30 protein-coding genes and 1 pseudogene are annotated in these 23,070 nt (G+C 67.5%); 19 read left to right on the top strand and 12 right to left on the bottom strand.

Going from position 1 to position 23,070, the window contains the following annotated elements:
• Nucleotides 1–36: 36 nt before the first annotated feature.
• The 5 genes and pseudogenes from gcvA to ACP7CK_RS01625 all read left to right on the top strand — a co-directional run bounded on the left by gcvA (nt 37) and on the right by ACP7CK_RS01625 (nt 3,667).
• On the top strand, nt 37–966 hold the full coding sequence (gcvA, locus tag ACP7CK_RS01645) for a transcriptional regulator GcvA (protein ID WP_426024926.1): 930 nt from the start codon (nt 37–39) through the stop codon (nt 964–966).
• A gap of 50 nt (nt 967–1,016) precedes the next feature.
• Entirely contained in the window at nt 1,017–2,318 is a 1,302-nt protein-coding gene (gene purB / locus ACP7CK_RS01640; protein ID WP_426024925.1) for an adenylosuccinate lyase, read from the top strand.
• Nucleotides 2,315–2,845 (top strand): DNA-deoxyinosine glycosylase, encoded by a 531-nt coding sequence (locus tag ACP7CK_RS01635; protein ID WP_426024924.1) that lies wholly within the window; start codon nt 2,315–2,317, stop codon nt 2,843–2,845. The genes purB and ACP7CK_RS01635 overlap by 4 nt, the downstream gene beginning before the upstream one ends.
• Nucleotides 2,839–2,955, top strand: a pseudogene (gene purU / locus ACP7CK_RS01630) (formyltetrahydrofolate deformylase); the annotation flags it as partial. The gene ACP7CK_RS01635 and the pseudogene purU, both read left to right, overlap by 7 nt.
• Nucleotides 2,956–3,061: 106 nt before the next feature.
• A complete protein-coding gene (locus tag ACP7CK_RS01625; protein ID WP_426024923.1) occupies nt 3,062–3,667 on the top strand; it encodes a fasciclin domain-containing protein in 606 nt (201 codons plus the stop codon).
• Between the two features lie 184 nt (nt 3,668–3,851).
• Here the strand turns inward: ACP7CK_RS01625 and ACP7CK_RS01620 are convergent, their stop codons facing one another.
• A complete protein-coding gene (locus tag ACP7CK_RS01620; protein WP_196066380.1) occupies nt 3,852–4,175 on the bottom strand; it encodes a DUF1476 domain-containing protein in 324 nt (107 codons plus the stop codon).
• Nucleotides 4,176–4,460: 285 nt separating this feature from the next.
• Between ACP7CK_RS01620 and purC the strand changes: the two genes are divergently transcribed.
• Both purC and purS read left to right on the top strand, forming a co-directional pair.
• Entirely contained in the window at nt 4,461–5,219 is a 759-nt protein-coding gene (purC, locus tag ACP7CK_RS01615) for a phosphoribosylaminoimidazolesuccinocarboxamide synthase (protein WP_008263270.1), read from the top strand.
• The gene (purS, locus tag ACP7CK_RS01610; RefSeq protein WP_426024922.1) at nt 5,219–5,455 is read left to right on the top strand and encodes a phosphoribosylformylglycinamidine synthase subunit PurS; all 237 of its coding nucleotides are present in this window, start codon (nt 5,219–5,221) and stop codon (nt 5,453–5,455) included. Before purC ends, purS begins: the two co-directional genes overlap by 1 nt.
• A 10-nt stretch (nt 5,456–5,465) precedes the next feature.
• Here purS and ACP7CK_RS01605 read toward each other — a convergent pair whose 3' ends face one another.
• Entirely contained in the window at nt 5,466–6,629 is a 1,164-nt protein-coding gene (locus ACP7CK_RS01605; RefSeq protein ID WP_426024921.1) for a class I SAM-dependent methyltransferase, read from the bottom strand.
• 114 nt (nt 6,630–6,743) lie between these two features.
• Between ACP7CK_RS01605 and ACP7CK_RS01600 the strand changes: the two genes are divergently transcribed.
• From ACP7CK_RS01600 to ACP7CK_RS01580, 5 genes are all read left to right on the top strand, one after another.
• Nucleotides 6,744–7,223 (top strand): YbhB/YbcL family Raf kinase inhibitor-like protein, encoded by a 480-nt coding sequence (locus tag ACP7CK_RS01600; protein ID WP_426024920.1) that lies wholly within the window; start codon nt 6,744–6,746, stop codon nt 7,221–7,223.
• Nucleotides 7,224–7,294: 71 nt separating this feature from the next.
• A complete protein-coding gene (locus tag ACP7CK_RS01595) occupies nt 7,295–8,521 on the top strand; it encodes an MFS transporter (protein ID WP_426024919.1) in 1,227 nt (408 codons plus the stop codon).
• A gap of 18 nt (nt 8,522–8,539) precedes the next feature.
• Nucleotides 8,540–8,791, top strand: a complete 252-nt coding sequence (locus ACP7CK_RS01590) for a hypothetical protein (protein WP_426024918.1) — start codon at nt 8,540–8,542, stop codon at nt 8,789–8,791.
• Nucleotides 8,792–8,802: 11 nt separating this feature from the next.
• Nucleotides 8,803–9,465, top strand: a complete 663-nt coding sequence (purQ, locus tag ACP7CK_RS01585; protein ID WP_426024917.1) for a phosphoribosylformylglycinamidine synthase subunit PurQ — start codon at nt 8,803–8,805, stop codon at nt 9,463–9,465.
• A 31-nt stretch (nt 9,466–9,496) separates the two neighbouring features.
• A complete protein-coding gene (locus tag ACP7CK_RS01580) occupies nt 9,497–10,348 on the top strand; it encodes a hypothetical protein (protein WP_426024916.1) in 852 nt (283 codons plus the stop codon).
• Nucleotides 10,349–10,364: 16 nt separating this feature from the next.
• Here ACP7CK_RS01580 and ACP7CK_RS01575 read toward each other — a convergent pair whose 3' ends face one another.
• From ACP7CK_RS01575 to ACP7CK_RS01565, 3 genes are read right to left on the bottom strand one after another with little or no spacing between them, the layout of a single operon-like run.
• Nucleotides 10,365–11,453 (bottom strand): aspartyl/asparaginyl beta-hydroxylase domain-containing protein, encoded by a 1,089-nt coding sequence (locus tag ACP7CK_RS01575; protein ID WP_426024915.1) that lies wholly within the window; start codon nt 11,451–11,453, stop codon nt 10,365–10,367.
• Between the two features lie 43 nt (nt 11,454–11,496).
• Nucleotides 11,497–11,679: a hypothetical protein gene (locus tag ACP7CK_RS01570; protein ID WP_154726307.1), complete on the bottom strand. Its 183-nt coding sequence runs from the start codon at nt 11,677–11,679 to the stop codon at nt 11,497–11,499.
• Nucleotides 11,680–11,734: 55 nt separating this feature from the next.
• A complete protein-coding gene (locus ACP7CK_RS01565; protein WP_292147837.1) occupies nt 11,735–12,127 on the bottom strand; it encodes a hypothetical protein in 393 nt (130 codons plus the stop codon).
• Between the two features lie 123 nt (nt 12,128–12,250).
• Between ACP7CK_RS01565 and ACP7CK_RS01560 the strand changes: the two genes are divergently transcribed.
• On the top strand, nt 12,251–13,042 hold the full coding sequence (locus ACP7CK_RS01560; RefSeq protein WP_426024914.1) for a hypothetical protein: 792 nt from the start codon (nt 12,251–12,253) through the stop codon (nt 13,040–13,042).
• On the opposite strand, the gene ACP7CK_RS01555 is transcribed toward ACP7CK_RS01560, so the two are convergent.
• From ACP7CK_RS01555 to ACP7CK_RS01540, 4 genes are read right to left on the bottom strand one after another with little or no spacing between them, the layout of a single operon-like run.
• Entirely contained in the window at nt 13,039–13,290 is a 252-nt protein-coding gene (locus tag ACP7CK_RS01555) for a Tat pathway signal protein (protein WP_426024913.1), read from the bottom strand. The genes ACP7CK_RS01560 and ACP7CK_RS01555 overlap by 4 nt on opposite strands.
• Nucleotides 13,290–13,433: a hypothetical protein gene (locus ACP7CK_RS01550; protein ID WP_008260671.1), complete on the bottom strand. Its 144-nt coding sequence runs from the start codon at nt 13,431–13,433 to the stop codon at nt 13,290–13,292. Before ACP7CK_RS01550 ends, ACP7CK_RS01555 begins: the two co-directional genes overlap by 1 nt.
• A 59-nt stretch (nt 13,434–13,492) precedes the next feature.
• Nucleotides 13,493–13,882: a type II toxin-antitoxin system VapC family toxin gene (locus ACP7CK_RS01545; protein ID WP_426024912.1), complete on the bottom strand. Its 390-nt coding sequence runs from the start codon at nt 13,880–13,882 to the stop codon at nt 13,493–13,495.
• Nucleotides 13,882–14,142 carry a type II toxin-antitoxin system VapB family antitoxin gene (locus tag ACP7CK_RS01540; RefSeq protein WP_426024911.1) on the bottom strand — a complete coding sequence of 87 codons (261 nt, stop codon included), beginning with the start codon at nt 14,140–14,142 and terminating at the stop codon, nt 13,882–13,884. The genes ACP7CK_RS01545 and ACP7CK_RS01540 overlap by 1 nt, the downstream gene beginning before the upstream one ends.
• A 67-nt stretch (nt 14,143–14,209) precedes the next feature.
• Here ACP7CK_RS01540 and purL point away from each other — a divergent pair, with 67 nt between their 5' ends.
• The 6 genes from purL (at nt 14,210) to ACP7CK_RS01510 (ending at nt 21,598) form a co-directional block, all read left to right on the top strand.
• Nucleotides 14,210–16,426, top strand: coding sequence for a phosphoribosylformylglycinamidine synthase subunit PurL (gene purL / locus ACP7CK_RS01535; RefSeq protein ID WP_426024910.1), 2,217 nt, complete (start codon nt 14,210–14,212; stop codon nt 16,424–16,426).
• On the top strand, nt 16,423–16,767 hold the full coding sequence (locus ACP7CK_RS01530; RefSeq protein WP_426024909.1) for a DUF305 domain-containing protein: 345 nt from the start codon (nt 16,423–16,425) through the stop codon (nt 16,765–16,767). The genes purL and ACP7CK_RS01530 overlap by 4 nt, the downstream gene beginning before the upstream one ends.
• Nucleotides 16,768–16,769: 2 nt before the next feature.
• Entirely contained in the window at nt 16,770–17,273 is a 504-nt protein-coding gene (locus ACP7CK_RS01525) for a hypothetical protein (RefSeq protein WP_426024908.1), read from the top strand.
• Between the two features lie 98 nt (nt 17,274–17,371).
• Nucleotides 17,372–18,757 carry a cytochrome P450 gene (locus ACP7CK_RS01520; RefSeq protein WP_426024907.1) on the top strand — a complete coding sequence of 462 codons (1,386 nt, stop codon included), beginning with the start codon at nt 17,372–17,374 and terminating at the stop codon, nt 18,755–18,757.
• A gap of 169 nt (nt 18,758–18,926) precedes the next feature.
• Nucleotides 18,927–19,934, top strand: coding sequence for a glycosyltransferase family 4 protein (locus ACP7CK_RS01515; protein WP_426024906.1), 1,008 nt, complete (start codon nt 18,927–18,929; stop codon nt 19,932–19,934).
• 98 nt (nt 19,935–20,032) lie between these two features.
• Nucleotides 20,033–21,598, top strand: coding sequence for an alkaline phosphatase D family protein (locus ACP7CK_RS01510; protein ID WP_426024905.1), 1,566 nt, complete (start codon nt 20,033–20,035; stop codon nt 21,596–21,598).
• A gap of 2 nt (nt 21,599–21,600) precedes the next feature.
• Here ACP7CK_RS01510 and ACP7CK_RS01505 read toward each other — a convergent pair whose 3' ends face one another.
• From ACP7CK_RS01505 to vapB, 3 genes are read right to left on the bottom strand one after another with little or no spacing between them, the layout of a single operon-like run.
• The gene (locus ACP7CK_RS01505; protein WP_426024904.1) at nt 21,601–22,422 is read right to left on the bottom strand and encodes a TIGR00282 family metallophosphoesterase; all 822 of its coding nucleotides are present in this window, start codon (nt 22,420–22,422) and stop codon (nt 21,601–21,603) included.
• Nucleotides 22,419–22,838 carry a type II toxin-antitoxin system VapC family toxin gene (locus tag ACP7CK_RS01500; RefSeq protein WP_154726295.1) on the bottom strand — a complete coding sequence of 140 codons (420 nt, stop codon included), beginning with the start codon at nt 22,836–22,838 and terminating at the stop codon, nt 22,419–22,421. Before ACP7CK_RS01500 ends, ACP7CK_RS01505 begins: the two co-directional genes overlap by 4 nt.
• A complete protein-coding gene (gene vapB / locus ACP7CK_RS01495; protein ID WP_008264254.1) occupies nt 22,835–23,068 on the bottom strand; it encodes a type II toxin-antitoxin system VapB family antitoxin in 234 nt (77 codons plus the stop codon). Before vapB ends, ACP7CK_RS01500 begins: the two co-directional genes overlap by 4 nt.
• Between the last annotated feature and the right edge of the window lie 2 nt (nt 23,069–23,070).

Here is a 23,070-nt window from a genome sequence, read left to right as displayed (position 1 = left end):
ATTGCCTTTGGCGCGCTGATAGGATTTCTAACGGCGATGGCCCGTTCCCTGCTCCCGCTCAACGCTCTCCGCGCCTTCGAGGCCGCCGCGCGTCACCTGAACTTCTCGCGCGCCGCCGACGAGCTGTCGGTCACGCCGGGCGCCGTCAGCCAGCAGATCCGCCTGCTCGAGGACATCGTCGGCGACCCCCTGTTCGTGCGCGAGGCGCGCGGCCTCCAGTTGACCGATCTCGGCCGCTCCTCCGTCCCCCTGCTGCGCGAGGGGTTCGAGCGGCTGATGGACGCCTCGGCCCTGCTGCGCGAACCGCCGCGCCGCAAACAGGTGTCGATCAGCATCGCCCCCGGCTTCGCCTCCAAATGGCTGATGCCGCGCATGGACGACTTCCACGCCGCCCATCCCGAGATCGAGTTGTGGATCTCGGCGGACATGGAGCCGGCCGACCTGACCGAGGGCAAGGTGGACCTGGCCGTCCGCTATGGCCCCGGCGACTATCCCGGCCTGACCGTGGACCGGCTGATGACCGAGACGGTCCTGCCCGTCTGCGCCCCATCGCTGATGGACGGTGAACATGCGATCCGCAAACCCGCCGACCTGGTGCGCCACATCCTGCTGCACGACATGTCCAACGACGGAGACCCCAGCCGCCCGGACTGGGCCATGTGGCTGAAGGCGCGCGGCGTGCGCCACCCCGACCCGCGCCGCGGTTCGCGCTTCAACCAGTCCAGCCTGCTGATCGAGGCCGCCGTCTCCGGCCGCGGCGTCGCCCTGGCCAAACGCACCCTGGCCCAGGCGGACCTGGCCTCTGGCCGTCTGGTCGCCCCCTTCCCCGACGGCTCGGAAGCGGTCGGCTTCGCCTATTCCGTCGTCCAGCCCCGCGACCGCCCCCCCTCGCCCAGCGCCACCGCCTTCGTCGCCTGGCTGAAACGGCAGGCGGTCGATCACGACAATACGATGGGTCAGCTTTAGGTCGCCGCAAACCTTGACTCCGGCGGCGGCCGGACCGACACGACCGGCCCATGATCACGCGCTATTCCCGCCCCGTCGCCGCCGCCATCTGGTCGCAAGAGACCAAGTACAAGATCTGGTTCGAGATCGAGGCCCACGCGGCTGCCAAGATGGCCGAACTGGGCGTGATCCCGCAGGACGCGGCGGACGCCATCTGGGCCAAGGGCAAGGATGCGACCTTCGACGCCGACCGCATCGACGAGATCGAACGCACCACCAAACACGACGTCATCGCCTTCCTGACCCACGTCGCCGAGATCGTCGGCGACGAGGCGCGCTTCCTGCACCAGGGCATGACTTCGTCGGACGTGCTGGACACCTGTTTCGCGGTCCAGCTGGCCCGCTCCTCGGACCTGCTGATCGACGGCGTGGACCGCGTCCTGGCGACGCTGGAGACCCGCGCCAAGGAACATAAATACACCCCGACCGTAGGCCGCTCGCACGGCATCCACGCCGAGCCCGTGACCTTCGGCCTGAAGCTGGCCGGCTATCACGCCGAGTTCCAGCGCGCCAAGCGCCGCCTGATCACGGCCAAGGAAGAGATCGCCACCTGCGCCATCTCCGGCGCCGTCGGCACATTCGCCAATGTCGATCCGGCGGTTGAGCAATATGTCGCCGACAAGATGGGGCTTCAGGTCGAACCGGTCTCGACCCAGGTCATCCCGCGCGACCGTCACGCCGCCTTCTTCGCCGCCCTGGGCGTCGTCGCCAGCTCGGTCGAACGGCTCGCCATCGAGATCCGCCACCTGCAGCGCACCGAGGTGCTGGAAGCGGAAGAATTCTTCGACAAGGGCCAGAAGGGCTCGTCGGCCATGCCGCACAAGCGCAACCCCATCCTGACCGAGAACCTGACCGGCCTGGCCCGTCTGGTCCGCTCGGCCGTGACCCCGGCGATGGAAAACGTCGCCCTGTGGCATGAGCGGGACATCAGCCATTCGTCGGTCGAGCGCGGCATCGGCCCCGACGCCACCATCCACCTGGACTTCGCCCTGCAGCGTCTGGCCAATGTGGTCGAGCGGCTGAACGTCTATCCCGAGAACATGCAGGCCAATATCGACCGCCTGGGCGGTCTGGTGCATTCGCAACGGGTCATGCTGGCCCTGACCCAGGCGGGCATCTCGCGCGAGGCCGCCTATGCCGCCGTGCAGGAGAACGCCATGAAGGTCTGGCGCGGCGAAGGCGCCTTCCTGGACTTCCTGAAGGCCGACGAGCGCGTCACCCTGCCCGCCGAACAGCTCGAGGCCCTGTTCGACCTCGGCTATCACACCAAGAATGTGGACGTGGTGTTCAAGCGGGTGTTCGGCGAGGGGTGATCCCCCAGCCGCAAGACGACCGCCGCATCGGCTTTCCCCCCGTCGTCGATGCGGACACCCGCCTGCTGATTCTCGGCAGCCTGCCCGGCGACGCCTCGCTGAAGGCGGCCCAATATTACGCCCACCCGCGCAACGGCTTCTGGCCGTTGATCGGCGGTGTGCTGGACGAGCCCCTGACCGCCCTGCCCTACCCCGACCGCCTGGATCGCCTGAGAGCGCGCGGCGTTGGCCTGTGGGACGTGATCGCCTCAGCCCAGCGATCCGGCAGCCTGGACGCGGCGATCCGGTCGCCCGAGGCGGCCGATCTTCGCGGACTGATCCAGAGCCTGTCCGAGTTGCGCGCGGTCGCCTTCAACGGCAAGCTGGCCGCCAGGATGGGCCGGCGGATCCTGGCCAACCGCGACGGGGTCGCCCTGATCGACCTTCCGTCCTCGAGCCCGGCCCACGCAGTATCCTTATCGGCAAAGGCGGCGGACTGGGCCGTACTGGGCGACTTTCTCCCCGAGAAGGGGCGGCTAAAGATTTGATCCGTAAAGGTCGTGACATCGAACGTCGCGTTCTGGCCCGCGCGGTGCGACGCCATCTGGAAGATCGCGTTTTGCTGCACGGCACAAAGACGGTCGTGTTCGAAGACTGAACGGTCAATCTGCGCTATCTTGTCGCGCGACACGCATCCTTTAGGTCATGCCGAACGTAACCTTGTCGTGACCGCGACAACGCGGGCCAATAGGGAACGAAACTCCATGACCAATATTCGCACGCTCATGCTCGTCGCCGTGTCCGGCGGGGCGCTGATGGCGCTCGGCGCCTGCAACAACAACGAAACCCCCACGCCCGCAGACTCCACCGCCATGGCCCCGATGGCGGCCGATCCCATGGTGGGCGGCGCGGCCATGAGCCCGAACGAGACCATCGTCGCCAATGCGTCCAAGGCGTCGAACCTGTCCACCCTGGTCGCCGCGGTTCAGGTTGCCGGCCTGGTCGAGACGCTTCAGGGCCCAGGCCCCTTCACCGTCTTCGCCCCCGACAACGCCGCCTTTGACAAGATTCCCGAGGCCACCCGCACCGCCCTGATGCAGCCGGCCATGAAGGCCGATCTGACCAAGATCCTGACCTATCACGTGGTCGCCGGACGTCTGACCGCCGCCGACATCGCGGCCCAGGCCCAGGCCGACGGCGGCACCGCGACGCTGGAGACGGTTCAGGGCGAGGAACTGAAGGTCGCGGCCGGTCCGAACGACACTTGGGTCATCACCGACGCCAAGGGCGGCAAGTCCACCATCACCCAGGCCGACGTGGCCCAGTCGAACGGCGTGGTCCACGTCGTCGATGCGGTTCTGATGCCGTAAAAAATAATTACAGTCCGGTCGGAACGGGCTGAAACCAAATCTCGCGCGCCGTGTTCTTCAGGGGCGCGAGACGCACAGTACGCCGGGTGAGACATCCCCCAACGTCCCCGGCAAAAAGAAAGGGCCGCACTTTCCCCCGGGTGCGGCCCTTTCGAATTCTCAAACCCGCCCTTAGGCCGGACGTCTACTCCCCGGCGCGAATCTGCTCGCGCGCGATGGAGGCCAGTTCGTCGATCTTGGAGCGAATCTCGCCTTCCGACACCGACAGGCCCGAGGCCTTGAAGTCGCCGGCGACCTTGCGGAACACGTCCTCGTCACCGGGCTGCTCCATGTCGGCGCGCACGATGGCCGCCGCGTACTGGTCGCTGCTTTCAGCCGACAGGCCCATCTTCTCGGCCGCCCACAGGCCCAACATCTTGTTGCGCCGGGCGATGGCCTTGAATTCCTGCTCCTGATCGAGGGCGAACTTGGCCTCGTAGCCTTTTTCCCGATCGTCGAAGGTCGTCATGTCGCTCAGCATAGCTCCGAACGCCCCGCTAACCTCGGGGCAAGCGCCGTCTATAGCCCGACCGCGCCTGAACGCAACATGACTTCCGTCGCATCCCCTCCTCCTCCCTCCCGCATTTCGGTTTCGCCTCATTTGTATCGGAGGCCGCGTTCGGCTAAGGAGTCGCCGAACGAGATTGACTGCCCGAACGATTCCGAAACGCGCCGCCAGGACCGGGTCTTCCCCTTTCCATCATGGCCGCGCGATTTTTGTTTTTGGAGGGCGCCCGTAGGCCGGGACCGGAATATGAACAGCAAGCGCAAGAAGATTTACGAAGGCAAGGCCAAGATCCTGTACGAAGGACCCGAGCCCGGCACCCTGATCCAGTACTTCAAGGACGACGCCACCGCGTTCAACGCGCAGAAGAAGGCCGTCCTCGAAGGCAAGGGCGTGGTCAACAACCAGATCAGCGAATTCATCATGTCGCGCCTGAACGGCATCGGCGTGACCAATCACTTCATCAAGCGCCTGAACCTGCGCGAGCAGCTGATCCGCGAAGTCGAGATCATTCCGCTGGAAGTGGTGTGCCGCAACATCGTCGCCGGCTCGATGAGCCAGCGTCTGGGCATCGAGGAAGGCACCCCCCTGCCCCGCTCGATCATCGAATTCTACTACAAGAAGGACGAGCTCAACGACCCGATGGTCACCGAAGAGCATATCACCGCCTTCAACTGGGCCTCGACCCAGGAACTGGACGACATCCTGGCCATGACGGTGCGGGTCAACGACTATCTGTCGGGCATGTTCGGCGCCGTCGGCATCACCCTGGTCGACTTCAAGATCGAGTTCGGCCGCATCTGGGAAAACGACTTCAGCCGCGTCATCCTGGCCGACGAGATCAGCCCGGACAGCTGCCGCCTGTGGGACGCCACGACCGGCGAGAAGATGGACAAGGACCGCTTCCGCCGCGATCTGGGCAATGTCATCGAAAGCTACACCGAAGTCGCGCGTCGCCTGGGCATCATGAAGGGCATGCCGACGGTGATCCAAGGGGGGCTGCATTAATGGCTAAGGTCAAGGTTCACGTCTTCCTCAAGCCCGGCGTCCTGGACGTCCAGGGCAAGGCCGTCGAAGGCGCCCTGCAGGGTCTGGGCTGGGCCGGCGTGTCGAACGCCCGCGTCGGCAAGCTGATCGAGTTCGACCTCGACGGCGTTGCAGACCCCCAGGCCGAGACCAAGAAGATGTGCGAGCAACTGCTCGCCAATACGGTGATCGAAGGCTACCGCATCGAGGCGGCGTGAAGCCGCCGCCTCATCGGCACAGATAGTCGCGCGTCAGCGGCACGGCGTCCGGCCGCTTCGTCAGCTGAAGCTGGAACACCATCTGGCCCAGTTCGCGAAAGGCGACCTCGCTGACCGCGAGATAGAATTCCCACATCCGGCAGAAACGCTCGTCGTACATGGCCCGGGCCTCGTCGCGGCGGGCCAGGAAGCGCGTGCGCCACGCCCTCAGCGTCTCGGCGTAGTGCAGGCGCAGCACCTCCATGTCCGTGACCCACAGGCCGGCGCGCTCGACGGCGGGCAGCACCTCGGACAGGGCGGGGATATAGCCGCCGGGGAAGACGTATTTGCGGATCCACGGCTGGGTGCGGCTGGGCGGCCCCTTGCGGCCGATGGAATGGATCACCGCCACCCCGTCGTCAGTCAGCAGCCGCGCGACCGTATCGAAATACGCCTGATAGTTCGGCGCGCCCACGTGTTCGAACATGCCGACGGAAACGATCCGGTCGAACGGCTCGTTCAGGTCGCGATAGTCCTGCAGCCGGAAATCGGCTTTGTCGGCCAGCCCCCGCTCGGCCGCCCTCGCATTGGCGGTGCGGTGCTGCTCCGTCGACAGGGTGACGCCGGTGACATGCGCGCCCGCCTCGGCCAGCGACAGGCCCAGACCGCCCCAGCCGCAACCGATGTCCAGCGCCCTCTGGCCCGGCGACAGCACCAGCTTGTCGATCAGCCGCCGCTTCTTGGCGACCTGCGCCTGCTCCAGCGTCGCCTCGGGCGTCTCGAAATAGGCGCAGGAATACTGCAGGTCGGCGTCCAGGAAGAGGCGGTAGAAGTCCACCGTCAGGTCATAGTGATGATGTACGTTCGCCCGGGCGTGGGCGCGGTCGTTGGCCTGTTCGATCACCCGGCGCAGACGCCAGCCCGGGCCCAGACGTCGCGACGTCTTGGCCAGCTGAGAGGCGGCGAGCGCGAGGAAGTCGTAGATGGACCCGCCCTCGATCCGAAGGGCGCCGGCCATATAGGCCTCGCCCAGTTTCAGCTCGGGGTTCGAACCGATCGCCAGCGCCGTCCGCGCGTCGTCGATGACCACGGTCAGTTCCGGCGTTCCGGGACCAGCCGTCAGCGTGCGGCCGCCAGGAAGCCGGACGGCGATCGACCGTGTCCGGAACGTCCTGTCGATCAGGGACTGAAGCATCCGACCCGCCTTGGCTTGACCGCATCCGCATTACAGCTAGTGACAGAATGTCGCAGTGCAACGCCCCGGCGCCCGACGCCGTTTAACTGGCGATCACGAAACGGAGAGACGTCGATGACCTTCACCCTCACATCCCGGGATATTCAGGACGGCGGCGTCCTGCCCGAGGCCCAGGTCCACGCCAAGGGAAACACCTCGCCCCACCTCGCCTGGTCCGGCGCGCCCGAAGGCACGAAGAGCTACGCCGTCACCTGCTATGATCCCGACGCCCCGACGGGTTCAGGCTTCTGGCACTGGACCGTCGCCAACATCCCCGCCGACGTGACCGAGCTGGCGACCGGCGCCGGTTCGCCCGGCGGCGACCTGCCCTCCGGCGCGGTCCAGGGGCGCACCGATTTCGGCCAGGCCGGCTTCGGCGGCGCCGCCCCGCCCCCCGGCCACGGCCCGCACCGCTACATCTTCACCGTCTTCGCCGTGGACGTGGAGCGGCTGGACGTGACCGCCGACGATTCCGGCGCCGTCTTCGGTTTCAACCTCCACTTCCACACCCTGGCCAAGACCTCGATCACGGCGACCTACGAAAACCGCGGCTGAGGCGTTGATCCAAGGAGGAGGCTCCTTATGTTGCATCGCAACATCCCCCTCCACCTTTACGGATAGCTTTCATGGCCGCTGGCGGCGCCGTCGTCGATTCCGACGTCACCAACGAACCCATGACCGCCGGACGGGTGGCCCTGGTGCTGATCGCCCTGGCCATGGGCGGTTTCGCCATCGGCGTGACCGAGTTCGCGGCCATGAGCATCCTGCCCGACTTCGCCGCCGGCCTGAGCGTCGACGCCCCGGCCGCCGGCCATGTCATCAGCGCCTACGCCGCCGGCGTCGTTGTGGGAGCGCCGATCCTGGCGGTGCTGGGCGCTCGCAGCCCGCGCTGGCTGCTGCTGATCGGCTTCATGGCCCTGTTCGCCGTCGGCAACGGCCTGTCGGCCCTGGCGCCGACCTATGAATGGATGCTGGTCTTCCGCTTCCTCAGCGGCGTGCCGCACGGCGCCTATTTCGGCGTGGCGGCCCTGGTCGCAGCGTCGGTCGTGCCGCTGCATCTCCGCACCCGGGCCGTCTCGACCGTCCTGATGGGTCTGACGGTCGCCACGGTCATCGGCGTGCCCTTCGCCAATATGATCAGCCACGCTTTCGGCTGGCGCTGGACCTTCGCCATCGTCAGCGTCCTGGCGGTGACCACCATGGGTCTGGTCGCCCTGTTCGCCCCGCGCGACCCGGCCCATCCGGACGCCAGTCCCGTGCGCGAACTGGGCGCCCTGAAGCGGAGCCAGGTCTGGCTGACCCTGGGCGTCGGCGCCGTCGGCTTCGGGGGCATGTTCGCCGTCTACGCCTATCTGGCCTCGACCCTTCAGGCCGTGACCGGCGTGGGGCCGGAAATCATGCCCTGGGTCTTCGCCGTCTTCGGCGTCGGCATGTTCCTGGGCAATATCCTGGGGGCCTGGGCCGCCGACCGGGTCGGCTTCCCGGCGGCGGGCGGCCTTCTGCTGTGGAGCGCCGCGGCCCTGGCCCTCTATCCCTTCGCCGCCCCGCACCTGTGGGCCGTCATGATCGTCGTCTTCCTGATCGGCGGGGGCGGCGGCCTGGGCTCGGTGCTGCAGACCCGGCTGATGGACGTCGCCGGCGACGCCCAGACCCTGGCCGCCGCCCTGAACCACTCGGCCTTCAATACCGCCAACGCCATCGGCCCCCTGCTGGGCGGCATGGCCATCGCGGCCGGCTACGGCTGGACCTCGACCGGCTGGGTCGGCGTCGGGCTGTCGCTGGGCGGCTTCGCGATCTTCGTGGCGGCGTGGGCGGAGGGACGGAGACGCGCCGCGTCCAAGCGTTTGGCGTAACTATGGTAGTATGAACTCATGGCCGACGTCACCAACGACCTCATCTACGAAGTGCTGAAGTCCATGCAGACACGCCTGGACCGGATCGACGGCAATGTCGCCGGCGTGAGAGGCGAACTTCAGGCCATGCGCCTCCACCTCAACGGCCTGACCAGGACGTCTCCAACCTGTATCAGATTGTCGATCGTCAGGACGCCCGCCTCGGCCGGATCGAGACCCGCCTCGGACTTCTTGAACCCGCGCACTGACATTTCCCGAAAACGGTGCTAGAGGCCCGCGCCATGAGCGCAGCCGTCATCGTCTTCCCCGGTTCCAACTGTGATCGCGACTGCAAGGTCGCCGTCGAACGCTCCACTGGCGAGCCCGTCTCCATGGTCTGGCACGCCGAGACCGAACTGCCTTCGGGCCTGGACCTGATCGTCATTCCCGGCGGCTTCTCCTACGGCGACTATCTGCGCTGCGGCGCCATGGCGGCCCAGTCCCCGGTGATACAGGCGGTCAAGAAGGCCGCAGACGACGGCGTCGCCGTGGTCGGGATCTGCAACGGCTTCCAGATCCTGTGCGAGGCCGGAATGCTGCCCGGCGCCCTGCTGCGCAACAAGGGGCTGAAATACGTCTGCAAGCCCATCGCCCTGACTGTCTCCAACGGCCAGACCCGCTTCACCGCCGGCTACCAGGGCCAGCGCGAGGTGGTCATGACCCAGGGCAACGGCGACGGAAACTTCTTCGCCGACGCCGAGACCCTGGCCCGGATCGAGGGCGAAGGCCAGGTGGTCTTCCGCTACGTCGACAACCCGAACGGCTCGGTCAACGACATCGCCGGCATCCAGAATGCACGCGGCAATGTGCTCGGCATGATGCCCCACCCCGACCGCGCCTTCGAGGCTGAACTGGGCTCCGCCGACGGCGCCGTGCTGTTCCAGAGCATCTACGCGGCGGCTTGACGGCAATCTGTCGTTGAGGCGAAGTAACGCAATGCTTCGCTCCATCTCCGCCGTCCTGTTCCTTTGCCTGTCATCCTCTACAGCCTGGGCTCAAGAGGCCTCGCAGCCCCCCGCGCCGGTTGATTCCGCACGGGAGGATTGGACCCTGGCGCGTCTTCCCGAGCACGACGCCGTAGTGGCTACCATTGGTTTTACGTCCGGCCTCAACCTCATCGCGAGGTGTCAAGGCGGCGTGTACGATCTGATGATCAGCGGCTTGCCGGAAGCGCCCAAGAATCAGCCGACACGAGAGCTGGGGATTCAGGTCGGCGATGAAGGCGAATCAAAAACGACAGTCTGGACGGTAGGATCGCAGCGAACGATGGCGTTCAGTCGCATCCCCGCCCTGGTCGCGCGGGACCTGGCTGAAGGCGGAAAGCTGCAGGTCGTGATTCCGGCTGACCGCCCGGGTGGTCCGCGCACCCGCTACGTCATGGATGTAGAGCCCTCCAGCCAGGCCATCGCCGAAACCCTGACGGCCTGCGGCCGCCCTGTCATCGACCCGCGCGAGGAGCGTGCAGATCAGATCGAAGGCAATGGCCAGGACGGGCTGCCCGCCGCCGTGATGTGGCGGACCATGCCTCGCCCCACCTTTCCGGAATCGGTCAGGGGCCGAAGCCCCCGCATGGGCTATGTCGTGCTTTCGTGCGTCGCCGAGGACGACGGCGGCCTGACCGAGTGCGTGACGGAGAGCGAGCAACCGCCCGGCTACCATCTGGGCTTGGCGGTTCAAAGGTCTCTTCCGCGCGCGCGCCTGAAGCTGACGGACGAAGCCGCGGCCAGCGGGCGGCCTTTGGCAGGCCGCCTGATCGTGTTCAGCGTGAACTTCAGAATGGAAAACTGACGGATCGTCGGCCCGGTCAGGTCCCCAGCTTCGGCGTCGCCCCACCCCCGGCGTCGATGGCGTCGAACAGGGCGCAGATCAGCCCTCGCTCTTCCTCGGTGATCTCGGGCTTCCAGACGTCGAAGATCAATATCGTCCGGTCCTGGTCGCTGTCGTTCCAGGCCTCATGCTCGATCGTGTCGTCGAACGCCCAGGCCTTGCCTTCCTCCCACTGACGCAGGTCCGACCCCACCCGGAACCAGGACCCCGGCGGCGCCACCAGCGGCAGGTGGCAGATCAGGCGGGTGTTGATCAGGCCGTGATGCGGCGGAATCCGCGCCCCGGCCGCCAGTTTCGAAAAGAGGATCGACGGCGACCGCCCGGGAATTATGCTCAGCGGCGCGGCCTCCAGCGCCTTGAGCGTCTGCGGGCACCGCGCGGCGACCTCGGGAACCACCGCGCCGTCCTTCCACAGGAAGACCGCGCTCCAGGAGGGGTTTTCCAGCATGCCGGCCTGTCCGCTGCGTGGTCGGTTCGAGCGGTCCTCGACATAGGGTGCGAACAGGGCGGGTTCCACCAGCACCGCCTCCAGTTCGGCGCGGATGGCGGGCGTCGCCGCCTCGATCTCCGCCAGCCAGAGCGTGTCGGCGCGGGGCTGGAACTGGACCTGAGGCAGGCCTGGGAAAAGATAGGATTTCGGCTGCTGGTGATACAGCGGCTTTCGTCCTGTCAGCAGGTCCAGCGACAGGGCGAACCGCTCGCTGGACCGGGCTTCGTCAAATCCACGCGCCTTGATCCCGGCCAGGAGTTCCTCCTCGAACCGGCGCTTCATGTCCGCCAGCGCCTGTTGCACCCGCCGCAACTCGCCCTTCAGTTCGGGATCTGCCCCGCGCTGTTGCGCGCTGGCCAGGGCCGCGCCGTAAAAACTCGAGGCGGACCGCGCATCGCCCCGGGCGGCAAAGGCGTCGCCCTTGAGAATATTCCCCAGGACGTTGCGTCCATCGACACCCAGCACCCGCTCCGCCGCCGCGAGCGCCGCGTCGGGATTTCCGCCCGCTCGAGCGGACAGGGCGTGCTGAAGAAGCGTCTCCAGAGCGACGGGGGCGTTTGCGTTCATGCACTGCATGAACGACGATCATCGAACCGCAGTCAAGCAAACAGGGGCGCGTTCACTCCGGACGCGCCGCCTGTCCGTTCTCCAGGTCTTCGTCCTCGTCGGCCGTGACCACGCCGCCCGGATCGCGTTGGGCGGCCAGTTCGCGGGCGCCGACGCCCTGACCGTGTTCGATGGCGAGGTTGGCTTCGACCTCGTTGGTTTCGAAGATGGGTGTTTCGTCGTCGCGGTCAGCCATGGTCATCTCCAGTTCGTGTGGGCTTGAACAACCGACCACATGACAGGCGGTTCCTCTAACGCCCCAGGAAGGGGTCCAGACTCGCGCGTGACAAAGGACGAAAGACCAGGAACCGCCCATCGACCGTCAGGGTCACCTCATGCGCCTGCGGCCGCTGCAGCAGCGCCGGATCGTCCAGCGACACGGCGCGACCCGAAGCAATATGTCGCGCGTCCAGGGCGGGCGTTATCGGTCTGCCGTTCGCCGCGGCCAGGGCCGACAGAAAGCGGCGCACCTCCAACCCCTGCTGCTCGGGCGTCAGCGCCTGGCGAACGCGCGCCCAGGCGTCCTGCGACGGCTGGGTGAGAACGACAGTCGCTCCACTTGTCTGGGCGTGACCCACGCCTGCGACGGCCGATGCGGCCATAGCGATCAGGCAGAAAATCCAGCGTCCGGCGGCGTTCGTCATGCCCGATGACAAGCAGCACAGAGGGCGTGGCGCAGGCAAGCTTCACTTTTCACGCTGCAACGGTGAACCTTACCGCCGTCCGGCGCGTACATTCCACCTGAACACCGTCGTATCGGAATCCGCATGTCCTCGATCCTTCGTCCCACGCCCGCCCAGCGCACCCGCCGACTGGTGGTGCTGGCCGCCGCCGTCTTCGCCATCGTGGTCCCGCTGGTCCAGAACCTGGCGGGCCTGGGCCTGACCCAGGCCGAGTTCGCTGCGGATGGAAACAGCACCCTGCGCGTCGCCGGCTACGCCTTCTCGATCTGGGGCCTGATCTATCTAGGCCTGCTGGCCTACGCCGTCCGTCAGGTGCTGCCCCAGACGGGCGAGAGCCCCCTGATCAACCGGATGGGCTGGCCGTCGGCCGTCGCCTTCTTCGGCATCGGCATGTGGATCGTCGTCGCCGCCCTGAACCTGAAGGCGGCCAGCGTCATCGTCATCTTCGCCTCCCTGATCGCCCTGCTCGCGCCGCTGGTGGCCTATTCCGGCTCCATCCGGGCGCTCAGCCGAACGGATCGCGACCGACTGCTACTGGTCTGGCCCCTGGCGGCGCTCGCGGGCTGGCTGACAGTGGCCGCGCCGCTGAACCTGATCACCACCCTGACCGCCTTCGAGGCCCTGCCGGCCCCCCTGTCGCCCGAGGCCTGGGCCATTCTGGCCATCATCGCAACAACCGGCGTCGCCCTGGCGGTGACCGCCAGCCTGCGGACCCTCGCCTATCCCCTGCCCACCGCCTGGGGCCTGCTGGGCGCCTTCGTCGCCGAACAGACCGACAAGCCCGCCGTCGCCTTCACCGCCCTGGCCGGCGCCATCGTCCTGCTGGTCGGCGGGGTGCTGCTGGCCTTCCGGCTGAAGCCGGGGGTCGAGCGTTAGGGCTTCTTGCCGGGCGTCACGGGCGTATCGATCGCCGCATCTTCCCCGGCGCCGACGTCAAAGGCGCCGGCCTCCTGAAAGCCGACGCTGCCGATCCCGGTCGCCTGTCCGGTGAGCCGCTGCCGCCGGCTGATCATCGCCTGCTCGGGCGCAGCCTCGTCCATCTCGCGCGTCGTGGCGGGATCATTGGACCGATCCATCTGCTGGCCGGTGGCCGGCGTGACCTTCGTCGAGGGGGTGGAGCGCATCAGATGCCCTCCCCCTCGTCTTTGACTTCGGCTTCGTTCTGGGCCTGCTCGGCCATAGCCGAGGCGCCGGCGTCGTCGGCCGCAATCTCGGGCAGGTCTTCATCTTCAGGGGTCGCGGCCGGGTCGATGGGGGTGTCGGTCATGGTGAACTCCGTGTTGCTACACACGAAATGACGCCCAGCCTCTGGACGTTCCCCCCTACTCAGATCGTGATCGCCACGTCCGTCTTCGAAAAGTCTTCGCCCTTGAACAGCAGGGGCTCGCCGCTGCTCAGGCTCAGCGCATAGGCGAAACAGTCGCCATAGTTCAGCCGCGCCGGACGCCGCCCCTTGCCGAACCGCACCATGGCCTCGCAGGCGATCCGCATCTGCGCCTGATCGACGGGGACCAAGTCGAGCCGATACTCGTCTTCAAGACGCTCGAGCACGGGCCGGGCGTCCACGCCCAGCCGGGACGTCAGCACCGCCGCCAGTTCCACCCAGGTCGCGACACTGACCCGGCGCGTCGTCGTCGAACGAATCCGCTCATCGAACGCGGCCGCTTCCGGCTCTCTCAGAACAATGGCGACGAAGGCGGAGGTGTCGATGACCATCAGCGCGGAAGACCGTGCTCGTCGTACATCTCGTCGTCAATTTCCTGAAGAGAGCGGCCATCGCCGCGCGGCAGGGTCCGCAGATAGGCGAACAGGGCCTCGCGCTTGCTCGCCCGCTCCGCCGCGCCCTCTTCGGCGGTCAGCTCCTTCCAGGTCTTGTCCAGAGCGATGTCGATCGCCTCGGTCAGACTGACCCCCAGCCGCTCGGCGACGGCGCGCGCCTTGCGCTCCGTCTCGGCGCGCTTGATGCTGAGGCCCATTCTAGAACTCCCAAAATACTGTCTAGAATATAGCCTATCGGCCCATCTGCGGCTAGAAGCCCCGCCCATGACCGCTCCTCAAAAGACCATGGCCGATCTGGCCGCCGAATACGGCCTGGCCCCGAATGAATATCAGGTCGTCCTCGACCGGCTGGGCCGCGAGCCCAACCATGTCGAACTGGGCGTCTTCTCGGTCATGTGGTCCGAGCACTGCTCGTACAAATCCTCCAAGATCCACCTGGGCAAGTTCCCCACCACCGGCGACCGCGTCATCTGCGGCCCGGGCGAGAACGCCGGGGTGATCGACATCGACGACGGCGACGCCTGCATCTTCAAGATGGAGAGCCACAACCACCCCTCCTACATCGAACCCTATCAGGGCGCGGCGACGGGCGTGGGCGGCATCATGCGCGACGTCTTCACCATGGGCGCCCGCCCGGTGGCCCTGCTGAACGCCCTGCGCTTCGGCGATCCGTCGCACGAAAAGACCAAACGCCTGGTCAAGGGCGTCGTCTCGGGCATCGGCGGCTACGGCAACTGCGTCGGCGTGCCGACCGTGGCGGGCGAGACCAATTTCCACGCCGGCTACAACGGCAACATCCTGGTCAACGCCATGTGCGTGGGCCTGGCCAAGGCCGACAGCATCTTCTATTCGGCCGCGCCCTCGGCGGGCCTGTCGGTGGTCTATTTCGGCTCCAAGACCGGCCGCGACGGCATCCACGGCGCCACCATGTCCTCGGCTGAGTTCGACGATGAGTCGGAATCGAAACGCCCCACCGTCCAGGTCGGCGACCCCTTCGCCGAGAAGCTGCTGATCGAGGCGACCCTCGAACTGATGGCCTCGGGCGCCGTCGCCGCCATCCAGGACATGGGCGCGGCGGGCCTGACCTCCTCCTCGGTCGAGATGGCCGGCAAGGGCGGCGTCGGCATCGAGCTGAACATGGACGCCGTGCCCCAGCGCGAAGAGGGCATGACCGCCTATGAGATGATGCTGTCGGAAAGCCAGGAGCGGATGCTGGCGGTCCTGAAGCCCGGCCGCGAGGCCGACGGCGAACGCATCTTCAAGAAATGGGGCCTCGACGCCGCCACCATCGGCGTCACCACCGACACCGGCCGTCTGGTGCTGAAGCATCACGGCGAGACCGTCTGCGACGTGCCTTTGGCGCCCCTGTTCGACGACGCCCCCCTGTACGACCGCCCCTGGGTCCAGCCGGAGCTGCAACCGAAGCTGAGCCCCGCCGACGTCCCCGCCCCCGAAAACTGGGCCGATGCGGTGATGAAGGTAATCGCCTGCCCCGACATGGCCTCCAAGCGCTGGATCTGGGAACAGTACGACCGCCACGTCATGGCCGACACGCTGCAGGACTCGGCCACCGGCGCCGACGCCGGCGTGGTCCGCGTCCACGGCACGGACAAGGGTCTGGCCGTGACCTCGGACTGCACCCCCCGCTACGTCCAGAACGACCCTTACGAGGGCGGCAAGCAAGCCGTGGCCGAGGCCTGGCGCAACCTGACCGCCGTCGGCTCGCGCCCCATCGCCATCACCGACAATCTGAACTTCGGCAATCCGCAGCGCCCCGAGATCATGGGCCAGATCGTCCGCGCCATCGACGGCATGGCCGAGGCCTGCCGCGAGCTGTCCTTCCCCGTCGTCTCGGGCAACGTCAGCCTGTATAACGAGACCAACGGCGTCGCCATTCCGCCCACCCCGACCGTCGGCGCCGTGGGCCTGCTGCCCAACTATGACGTCGTGACCAACTTCTCGACCATGGCGGCCGGGGATACGCTGGTCCTGATCGGCCAGACCGTCGGCGAACTGGGCGCCTCCATCTATCTGCGCGAGGTCCTGGGCCGCGAGGACGGCGCCCCGCCCCCCGTCGACCTGAAGCTGGAAAGGAAGACCGGCGACTTCGTCCGCGACCTGATCGAGGCCGGTGACCTGACCGTGGTCCACGACCTCAGCGACGGCGGCCTGATCGGCGCCGCCGCCGACCTGGTCCTGGCCTCCGACGTCGGCGTGACCCTGGACGCCTCCAGCGCCGCCCACGCCCACATCTTCCTGTTCGGCGAGGATCAGGCCCGCTACCTGGTCGCGGTCCCTGACGCCGACGCCCTGATCGCCAAGGCCCAGGCCGCCGGCCTGCACGCCTCGGTCGTCGGCCAGGCCGGCGGCGACGCCTTCGCCTCCAAGGGCGACAAGGGCGAGCTGTTCAGCATCCCCGTCGCCCACCTGCGCGAATGGCACGAAGGCTGGATGCCGGGCTGGCTCGGCGTCGCCGCATGATCCGCACCGCCCCGCCGATCGCGCTGCTCCTCGTGCTAGGGGCCTGCGACGGCGGCGGCGATCCGGTGCAGCAGGCGCTGCGTGAAACCTCGGCCGCCAACCAGGCGGCGGCCACCCGCACGACAGCGGAAATACAGGCCGCGTCTCAGACCGCGGATCAGGCCTATGTCGCCAAGATGATCGCCCATCACGAAGGCGCCGTCGCCACGGCCCGGGTCGCTCTGCGCGACAGCCGCGATCCGGAAATCCGGCGCATGGCCCAGAGCGTCGTGGATGCCCAGACGCGCGAGATCGCCGAGCTGAAGGCCTGGGCGCCGCCCCCCGCTCCGGCGGCGAACTGAGCATGGCTAAGGGATCCTATCTCGGCGGTGGAAAACGGGCGGGTTCCCCCAAGGCCAAAGCGACGCCGCCCGGACGCTCTCGGGAGCAGAAGCCGGAGCGGCCTGTCGGACGCGCGCCGTCCAAGCCCTCCCAGATCACGAGGGACGAACTGAAGCATTTCGCCTTTCGCGACCGCTCCAAAGAGGCGTTCCTGGATGAGCTCGACCCTCTGCTCCGTGCCTGTTTCAAGAGCGGCTTCACCAGGCCCAACGAGGTCGCCGGCCTGCTGAACAAGGCGGGAAAGACAACCGCCTGCGACCAACCGTGGACGCCTCACCTTGTCTGGGGGCTTCAACGCTTTCTGTTCGAGCGGCGCGAAAAGAAGAGGGCGTCTCAAACGGCTCCAGCGGCGCCGTCGGCCCCTGTTTCGAAGCCCGCGACCTCAAGCCAACGCGCGAAGGATCTGGCCGCTGAAGACATGGCGCGACTGCTGGGCGCCATCGGCAGGACGTCGCCTTCTCGTTGACGTCGTGCTGGTCCACTATGCTTCGTGAACGCACGCACCAGATCGAGCGTTTACGAACCACGCGCCTGGCTGACGGGCGATTTGCATAGGAGCGTCTAATGGACGCCACCGCGACCGACATCTTCCGCCCCGCCATACCGCCTCGACGGACGGGCAAGCCCCTGTCGCTGCTGCCCTTCCTCTGGATCAGTTGGCGCGACCCCCTCCGTATGTGGTCCGAGCGGCACTTCACCGAGCCGCAACTGCACGGCAACAGCGCTTTCGGCGAGATCCTGGTGGTCAGCCACCCCGAGGGCGTCCGCCACGTCCTGACCGAAAACGCCGCCAACTATGAAAAGGGCGACCTGCAACGCCGCGTCCTGGGGCCCATGCTGGCCGAGGGCCTGCTGCTGACCGAGGGCGACGTCTGGCGCCGCGCCCGCCGCATCCTGGCCCCCCTGTTCACCCCGGCCAAGATGGCCACCCTGAACGCCCGCATGGCCGAGGTCTGCCAGGCCCGCGTCGCCGGCTGGTCCCTGTCCGCGCGTGGCCGGGTGCTGGATATCGACAGCGAGATGTCCGGCCTGACCTTCGACATCCTGTCCGCCACCATGTTCTCGGACGAGTTGGGCGGCGAGGCGCGCGGCTTCGAGCGCGCCCTGAACCAGTTCCTGGCCAATGGCGCCCGCATTGATCCGCTGGACGTCCTGGGCGCGCCGGACTGGGCCCCGCGCCTGGGCCGTCTGGCCAGCTTCCGCTCGGCCCGCTTCTTCGAACAGCGCGTCACCACACTGGTCGAGGCCCGCCGCGCCCGCATTGAATCCGGCGACGCCCCGCCCGAGGACCTGCTCAGCGCCCTTCTTCTGGCCCGCGACGAGAACGGCGGCCCCGGCTTGAGCGACGAAGAGGTCGCCGCCAACATCCTGACCTTCATCCTGGCGGGGCACGAGACCACGGCCCGCGCCCTGGGCTGGACCCTGCACCTGCTGTCGCGCCAGCCCGAATACCTGGCCCGCCTGCAAACCGAGGCCGACGCCTTTGACGTCTCCGATCCCAGATGGGCCGACGCCCTGCCCTGGACCCGCGCCGTTCTGGACGAGACCATGCGCCTGTTCCCGCCCGCCCCGACCATGGCCCGCAAGGCCCTGGCCGACGACGAGATCGGCGGTCAGACCATCAAGGCCGGCGCCACCGTCATCATCTCGCCGTGGATCCTGCAGCGCCACAGCCTATTGTGGGACGACCCCGACGCCTTCAAGCCGGAACGCTTCCTGCCGCAGAACCGCAAATCCATCGACCGCTACGCCTACATCCCCTTCAGCGCCGGCCCCCGCGTCTGCATCGGCGCCGCCTTCGCCATCCAGGAGGCGGTGATCGCCCTGGCCTCCATCCTGCGCGCCGCCGAGATCGAGCCCGTCACGACGATCGAACCCCGGCCGGTGCATCAGATCACCCTTCGCAGCCGCGAGGCGATGCGGCTGCGGCTGCGAGCGCGCAGACGCTGACGATTTCGGCGACGGATTTCCCGACCTGGAGCGTTTGACAGTCGGTCTCGCCGATCAGGCGAGCCCTCGCTGGCTAATTATCTCCGGGGACATCGCGCTGCGCACCGCCATTCTGCTGCCTCCGGGCTCGCTCTTCTCCGAGGCCCGCCCCAACTCCATGGAGACGGTCGTGCGGACTCTCGCCCTCTTCAACGGCGACGCAGACACGCGAATTTTCTGCCTGGAGGGCGCCCAGGATCATAATGCGCCGGGCATGGTGACCACCCTGCCGCGCCGCAATACACAGCAAGGTCTCATCGACGCCTTGCGCGATTTCGGGCCGGATCTGATCGAACACCACCAGCAGGTGAAACAGGCCCTGTCCGTATCGTCACGCTTTCCCCAAGCCGTCCATGTTCTTTATCGGCATAATGCGCTGAAGCCTGCGCGCCATCGGATCGACCGTTGGCGCTACGCGGCCCGATATGGCCGAATGGACGGCTTCATCTTCGTCAGCGCCGCCGAGCGGAACGCCTTCGCCCGCACCTATCCCCGCCTGGCCGACCGCGCCTACGCCCTGCCCAACCCCATCGACGCGGCCGCCTGGTTCGCCTCGCCCGACGACCGGCAGCGGGTGATCGCCTTCGCCGGTCGGGCCATGCCGGAGAAGGGTCTGGACGTCCTGTGCGCCGCCCTGCCCGCCGTGCTCGACGCCCACCCCGACTGGCGTGCGGTGCTGATGCTGAACGACTGGGACAGGCACGCCGCCTGGGCCGGGCCCCACCTCGCCCCGCTTGAGCGGTACGGCCCCCGGGTCGCCGCCCTGCATTCGGCGCCCCTGTCGGAGGTACGCGACATCATGAAGACCGCCGCCATCGCCCTGACCCCCTCGGTCTGGGACGAACCCTTCGGCCTGACGGCGGTCGAGGCCCATGCGGCGGGCGCGGCCCTGATCTCGTCCGGCCGGGGCGGCCTGCGCGAGGCCAGCGGCGACCACGCCCTCTATGTCGACGAGATCACGCCCGAAAGCCTGGCCGAGGCGATGGAGCGCCTGATCCGCAACCCGGACGAACGCACAGCCCTGGCCCTCGCCGGACAGCGTCATGTGATGGCCGCCCATACGCCCCGACAACGCGCCGCCGAACTGGAACAGATCCGCAAGGCGGTCGTCCTGTCGGGACGTCGCCTCGCCGCCTGACGCCCGAGGCGGCGTGCCGAGCCCCGGCGGATGCGGATACGGCTGGAAAATCTGTCACATCGCGGCGATAGAGCCGGGCTCCAGTTCGGGGATTTTCGATGACCACGCTCGCCCTCTCCCGCCGGTCCATGCTCGCCGCCTTCGGGGGCGGCCTGGCCCTGTCGAACACCGGCCCCGCCCTGGCCCAGGCCGTCTTCGACGTGAACCCCTTCCGGCTGGGCGTGACCGCAGGCGATCCCCTGCCTGACGGCTTCGTCATCTGGACGCGTCTGGCCCCCGACCCGGTCGCCTACGGCTCGGGCATGCCCAAGGCGCCCGTCGCGGTGAAATGGGAAGTCGCCGCCGACCGCGGCTTCAACACCGTCGTCCGGTCCGGCGAGGCGATCGCCCGGCCCGAGTTGGGCCATTCCGTCCATGTCGAGGTGGAGGGACTGGAGCCCGCCCGCCTCTATTTCTACCGCTTCCAGTGCGGGACCGAGCGCAGCGGCGTCGGTCGCGCCAAGACCACCCCCCTGGCCGGCGACGCCGTCTCGGCCGTCCGCTTCGGCGTCGCCGGCTGCCAGGCCTATGAGAGCGGCTACTACACCGCCCACCGCAAGATGGCGGAAGAGGATCTGGATTTCATCTTCTGCTACGGCGACTACATCTACGAAGGCCGGGGCAACCCGATCTACCAGTCGGGTTCAGGCCCCCAGGACAACACCCGCGTCCACCTGGGCGGCGAGATCTACAGCCTCGACGACTATCGCCGCCGCTACTCCCAGTACACGATGGACACGGATCTTCAGGCCTCGCGCGCCTCGGCGGCCTGGTTCTGCACCTATGACGACCATGAGGTCGACAACAACTGGGTCGGCGACATCGATCAGGACGGCGCGCCGCCTGAAGTCTTCCTGCTGCGTCGCGCCGCCGCCATGCAGGCCTTCTACGAGTTCATGCCGATGCGGAAGTCGGCCTTCCCGCGCGGCGCGGGCATGCAGGCCTATCGCCGGGCCCAGTACGGCGACCTGCTGGACATCGCCTTCCTCGACACCCGCCAGTACCGCACGGACCAGCCCTGCGGCGACCGCTACAACGCCACCTGCCCCGGCATAGAGGCGACGACGGCCCAGGTGTTGGGCGACGCCCAGGAGGCCTGGCTGCTGACCAATCTCGACCGCTCGAAGGCGCGCTGGAAGACCTTTGCCCAGCAGGTCATGATGATGGACCTGAACCGCAACACCTCGGGCGGCCAAGGGGTCAACACCGACAGCTGGGCCGGCTATCGCGTGCCCCGCAACCGTCTGCTGCGTCACATCCGCGACCGCCGCATCGACAATGTCGTGGTCCTGACCGGCGACGAGCATCAGAACTACGCTGGCGGCCTGTGGCTGGACGGCAGCCAGCCCGAGGGCGCCCCCATCGCCGTCGAATTCGTCGGCACCTCGATCAGCTCCGGCGGCGACGGCTCGGACCGCGGCGCCGACTACGACCGCTTCCTGTCGGCCAATCCCCAGCTGAAGTTCCGCAACACCCAGCGCGGCTATCTGATCTGCGAAGCGATCCCGAACCTGTGGACTACCCAGTTCAAGGTCCTGGACAAGGTCTCGACCCGCTCCGGCGCGCTGACGACCCGTCAGACCTTCGCAATCGAGGCGGGATCGAACACGCTCAACCTGGCCTGACGTCAGAGAACCGGCACCGCCTGGCTCAGCCGTCCGCCGACCCGGATCGGCTCGACCCGCGTCGCCAGCCCGGTCTTGTCGTCGGTCTCGACAAACACGCCGCACACCGTCGCCGGGCCGGACGCCGGCATGTAGCGCCCGCCCGAAATCCGGGTGGTGAAGCGGCGCAGCGGCTCTTCCTTCTCGTTGCCGATCACGCTGTCATAGTCGCAGCAGCCGCCGGCGTCGGTCTGATAGGCCGTGCCGCCCGGCAGGATCTGGCAGTCGGCGGTCGGAACGTGGGTATGGGTGCCGACCACCAGCGACGCTCGCCCGTCGCAGAAATGGCCCATGGCCATCTTCTCGCTGGTCGCCTCGCAGTGCATGTCCACGATCACCGCATCGGCCACGGCGCCCAGGGGCGCGGCCGCCAGCTCGCGCTCCACCGCTCCGAACGGATCATCCATCGGGTCCATATGCACCCGGCCCAGCACATTCATCACCAGGACGGTGCGGCCCGTGTCGGTCTCGAACAGATTGGCCCCGGCGCCCGGCGCATCCATCAGGCGCGGATAGTTGGCGGGCCGGATCAGGCGCGGCTCGCGCACGATATAGGTCAGGGCCTCGCGCTGATCCCACGAGTGGTTGCCCAGGGTCAGGCAGTCGGCGCCCGCCATGAACAGCTCGCGCGCCGTATTCTCGGTGATGCCGAAACCGCCCGCAGCGTTCTCCGCATTCACCACCACGAAGTCCAGCTTCAGGTCGCGCTTCAGGCCCGGAAGATGATCGCTGATCCCGTCACGGCCGGACTTGCCGATGACGTCGCCGAAGAAGGCCAGTCTCATTCGTGTACGCCTTTACTAGGATCCGACCAGTGCTCGACCCTGAGGCCGGCTACACGCTCGAATTCGCCGATGTTGCGGGTGACCACGGTCAGTCCCTGGCTGCGGGCGTGGCCCGCGATCTGATAATCATAGGGTCCAATGGGCCGGCCTTGGCGCTCCAGCACGGCGCGGATTTCCGCCGTGTGGCGCGCGGCGTCCTCATCGAACGGAAGAATTTCCAGACGCGCCAGAAACGCCTCCAGCAAATCGCGTCGTCGCGGATCGGCCAGCTTGTTCGGGCCGACCGCCAATTCCATGACGACCACCGTCGAAACATGTAACGGTGCCTGTTCGCTCTTCAAACGATCATTCAGCGCAGCGCTGCGGCCCCGCAGAATTTCGATACAGATGCTGGTGTCCAGCATGAAGCCGGTCACCACTCCTCCCGCTTCTGCATCTCAGGCTGATCCCGATCCGGCCAGTCTGGAATGCCGGGCCGGTCGAAGAAGTCGTCCCACAGGGCGTTGACCGGCACCAGGCGCAGGCTCTTGCCCTCTTTGATGACGCGCAGCTCCTTCACGTCATCCGGAAAGGCGGCCGCCTTGGGCAGGCGCACAGCCTGCGAGCGGTTCGACTTGAAGACTGTGGCTTTCAGCGGCGGGCTCATGA

It is taken from the genome of Brevundimonas sp. TSRC1-1 (assembly GCF_049898245.1).
GTDB classification, from domain to species: domain Bacteria; phylum Pseudomonadota; class Alphaproteobacteria; order Caulobacterales; family Caulobacteraceae; genus Brevundimonas; species Brevundimonas mediterranea_A.
The sequence above is the reverse complement of the archived record's forward strand: the minus strand, read 5'-3'. Positions and strand labels throughout refer to the sequence as shown.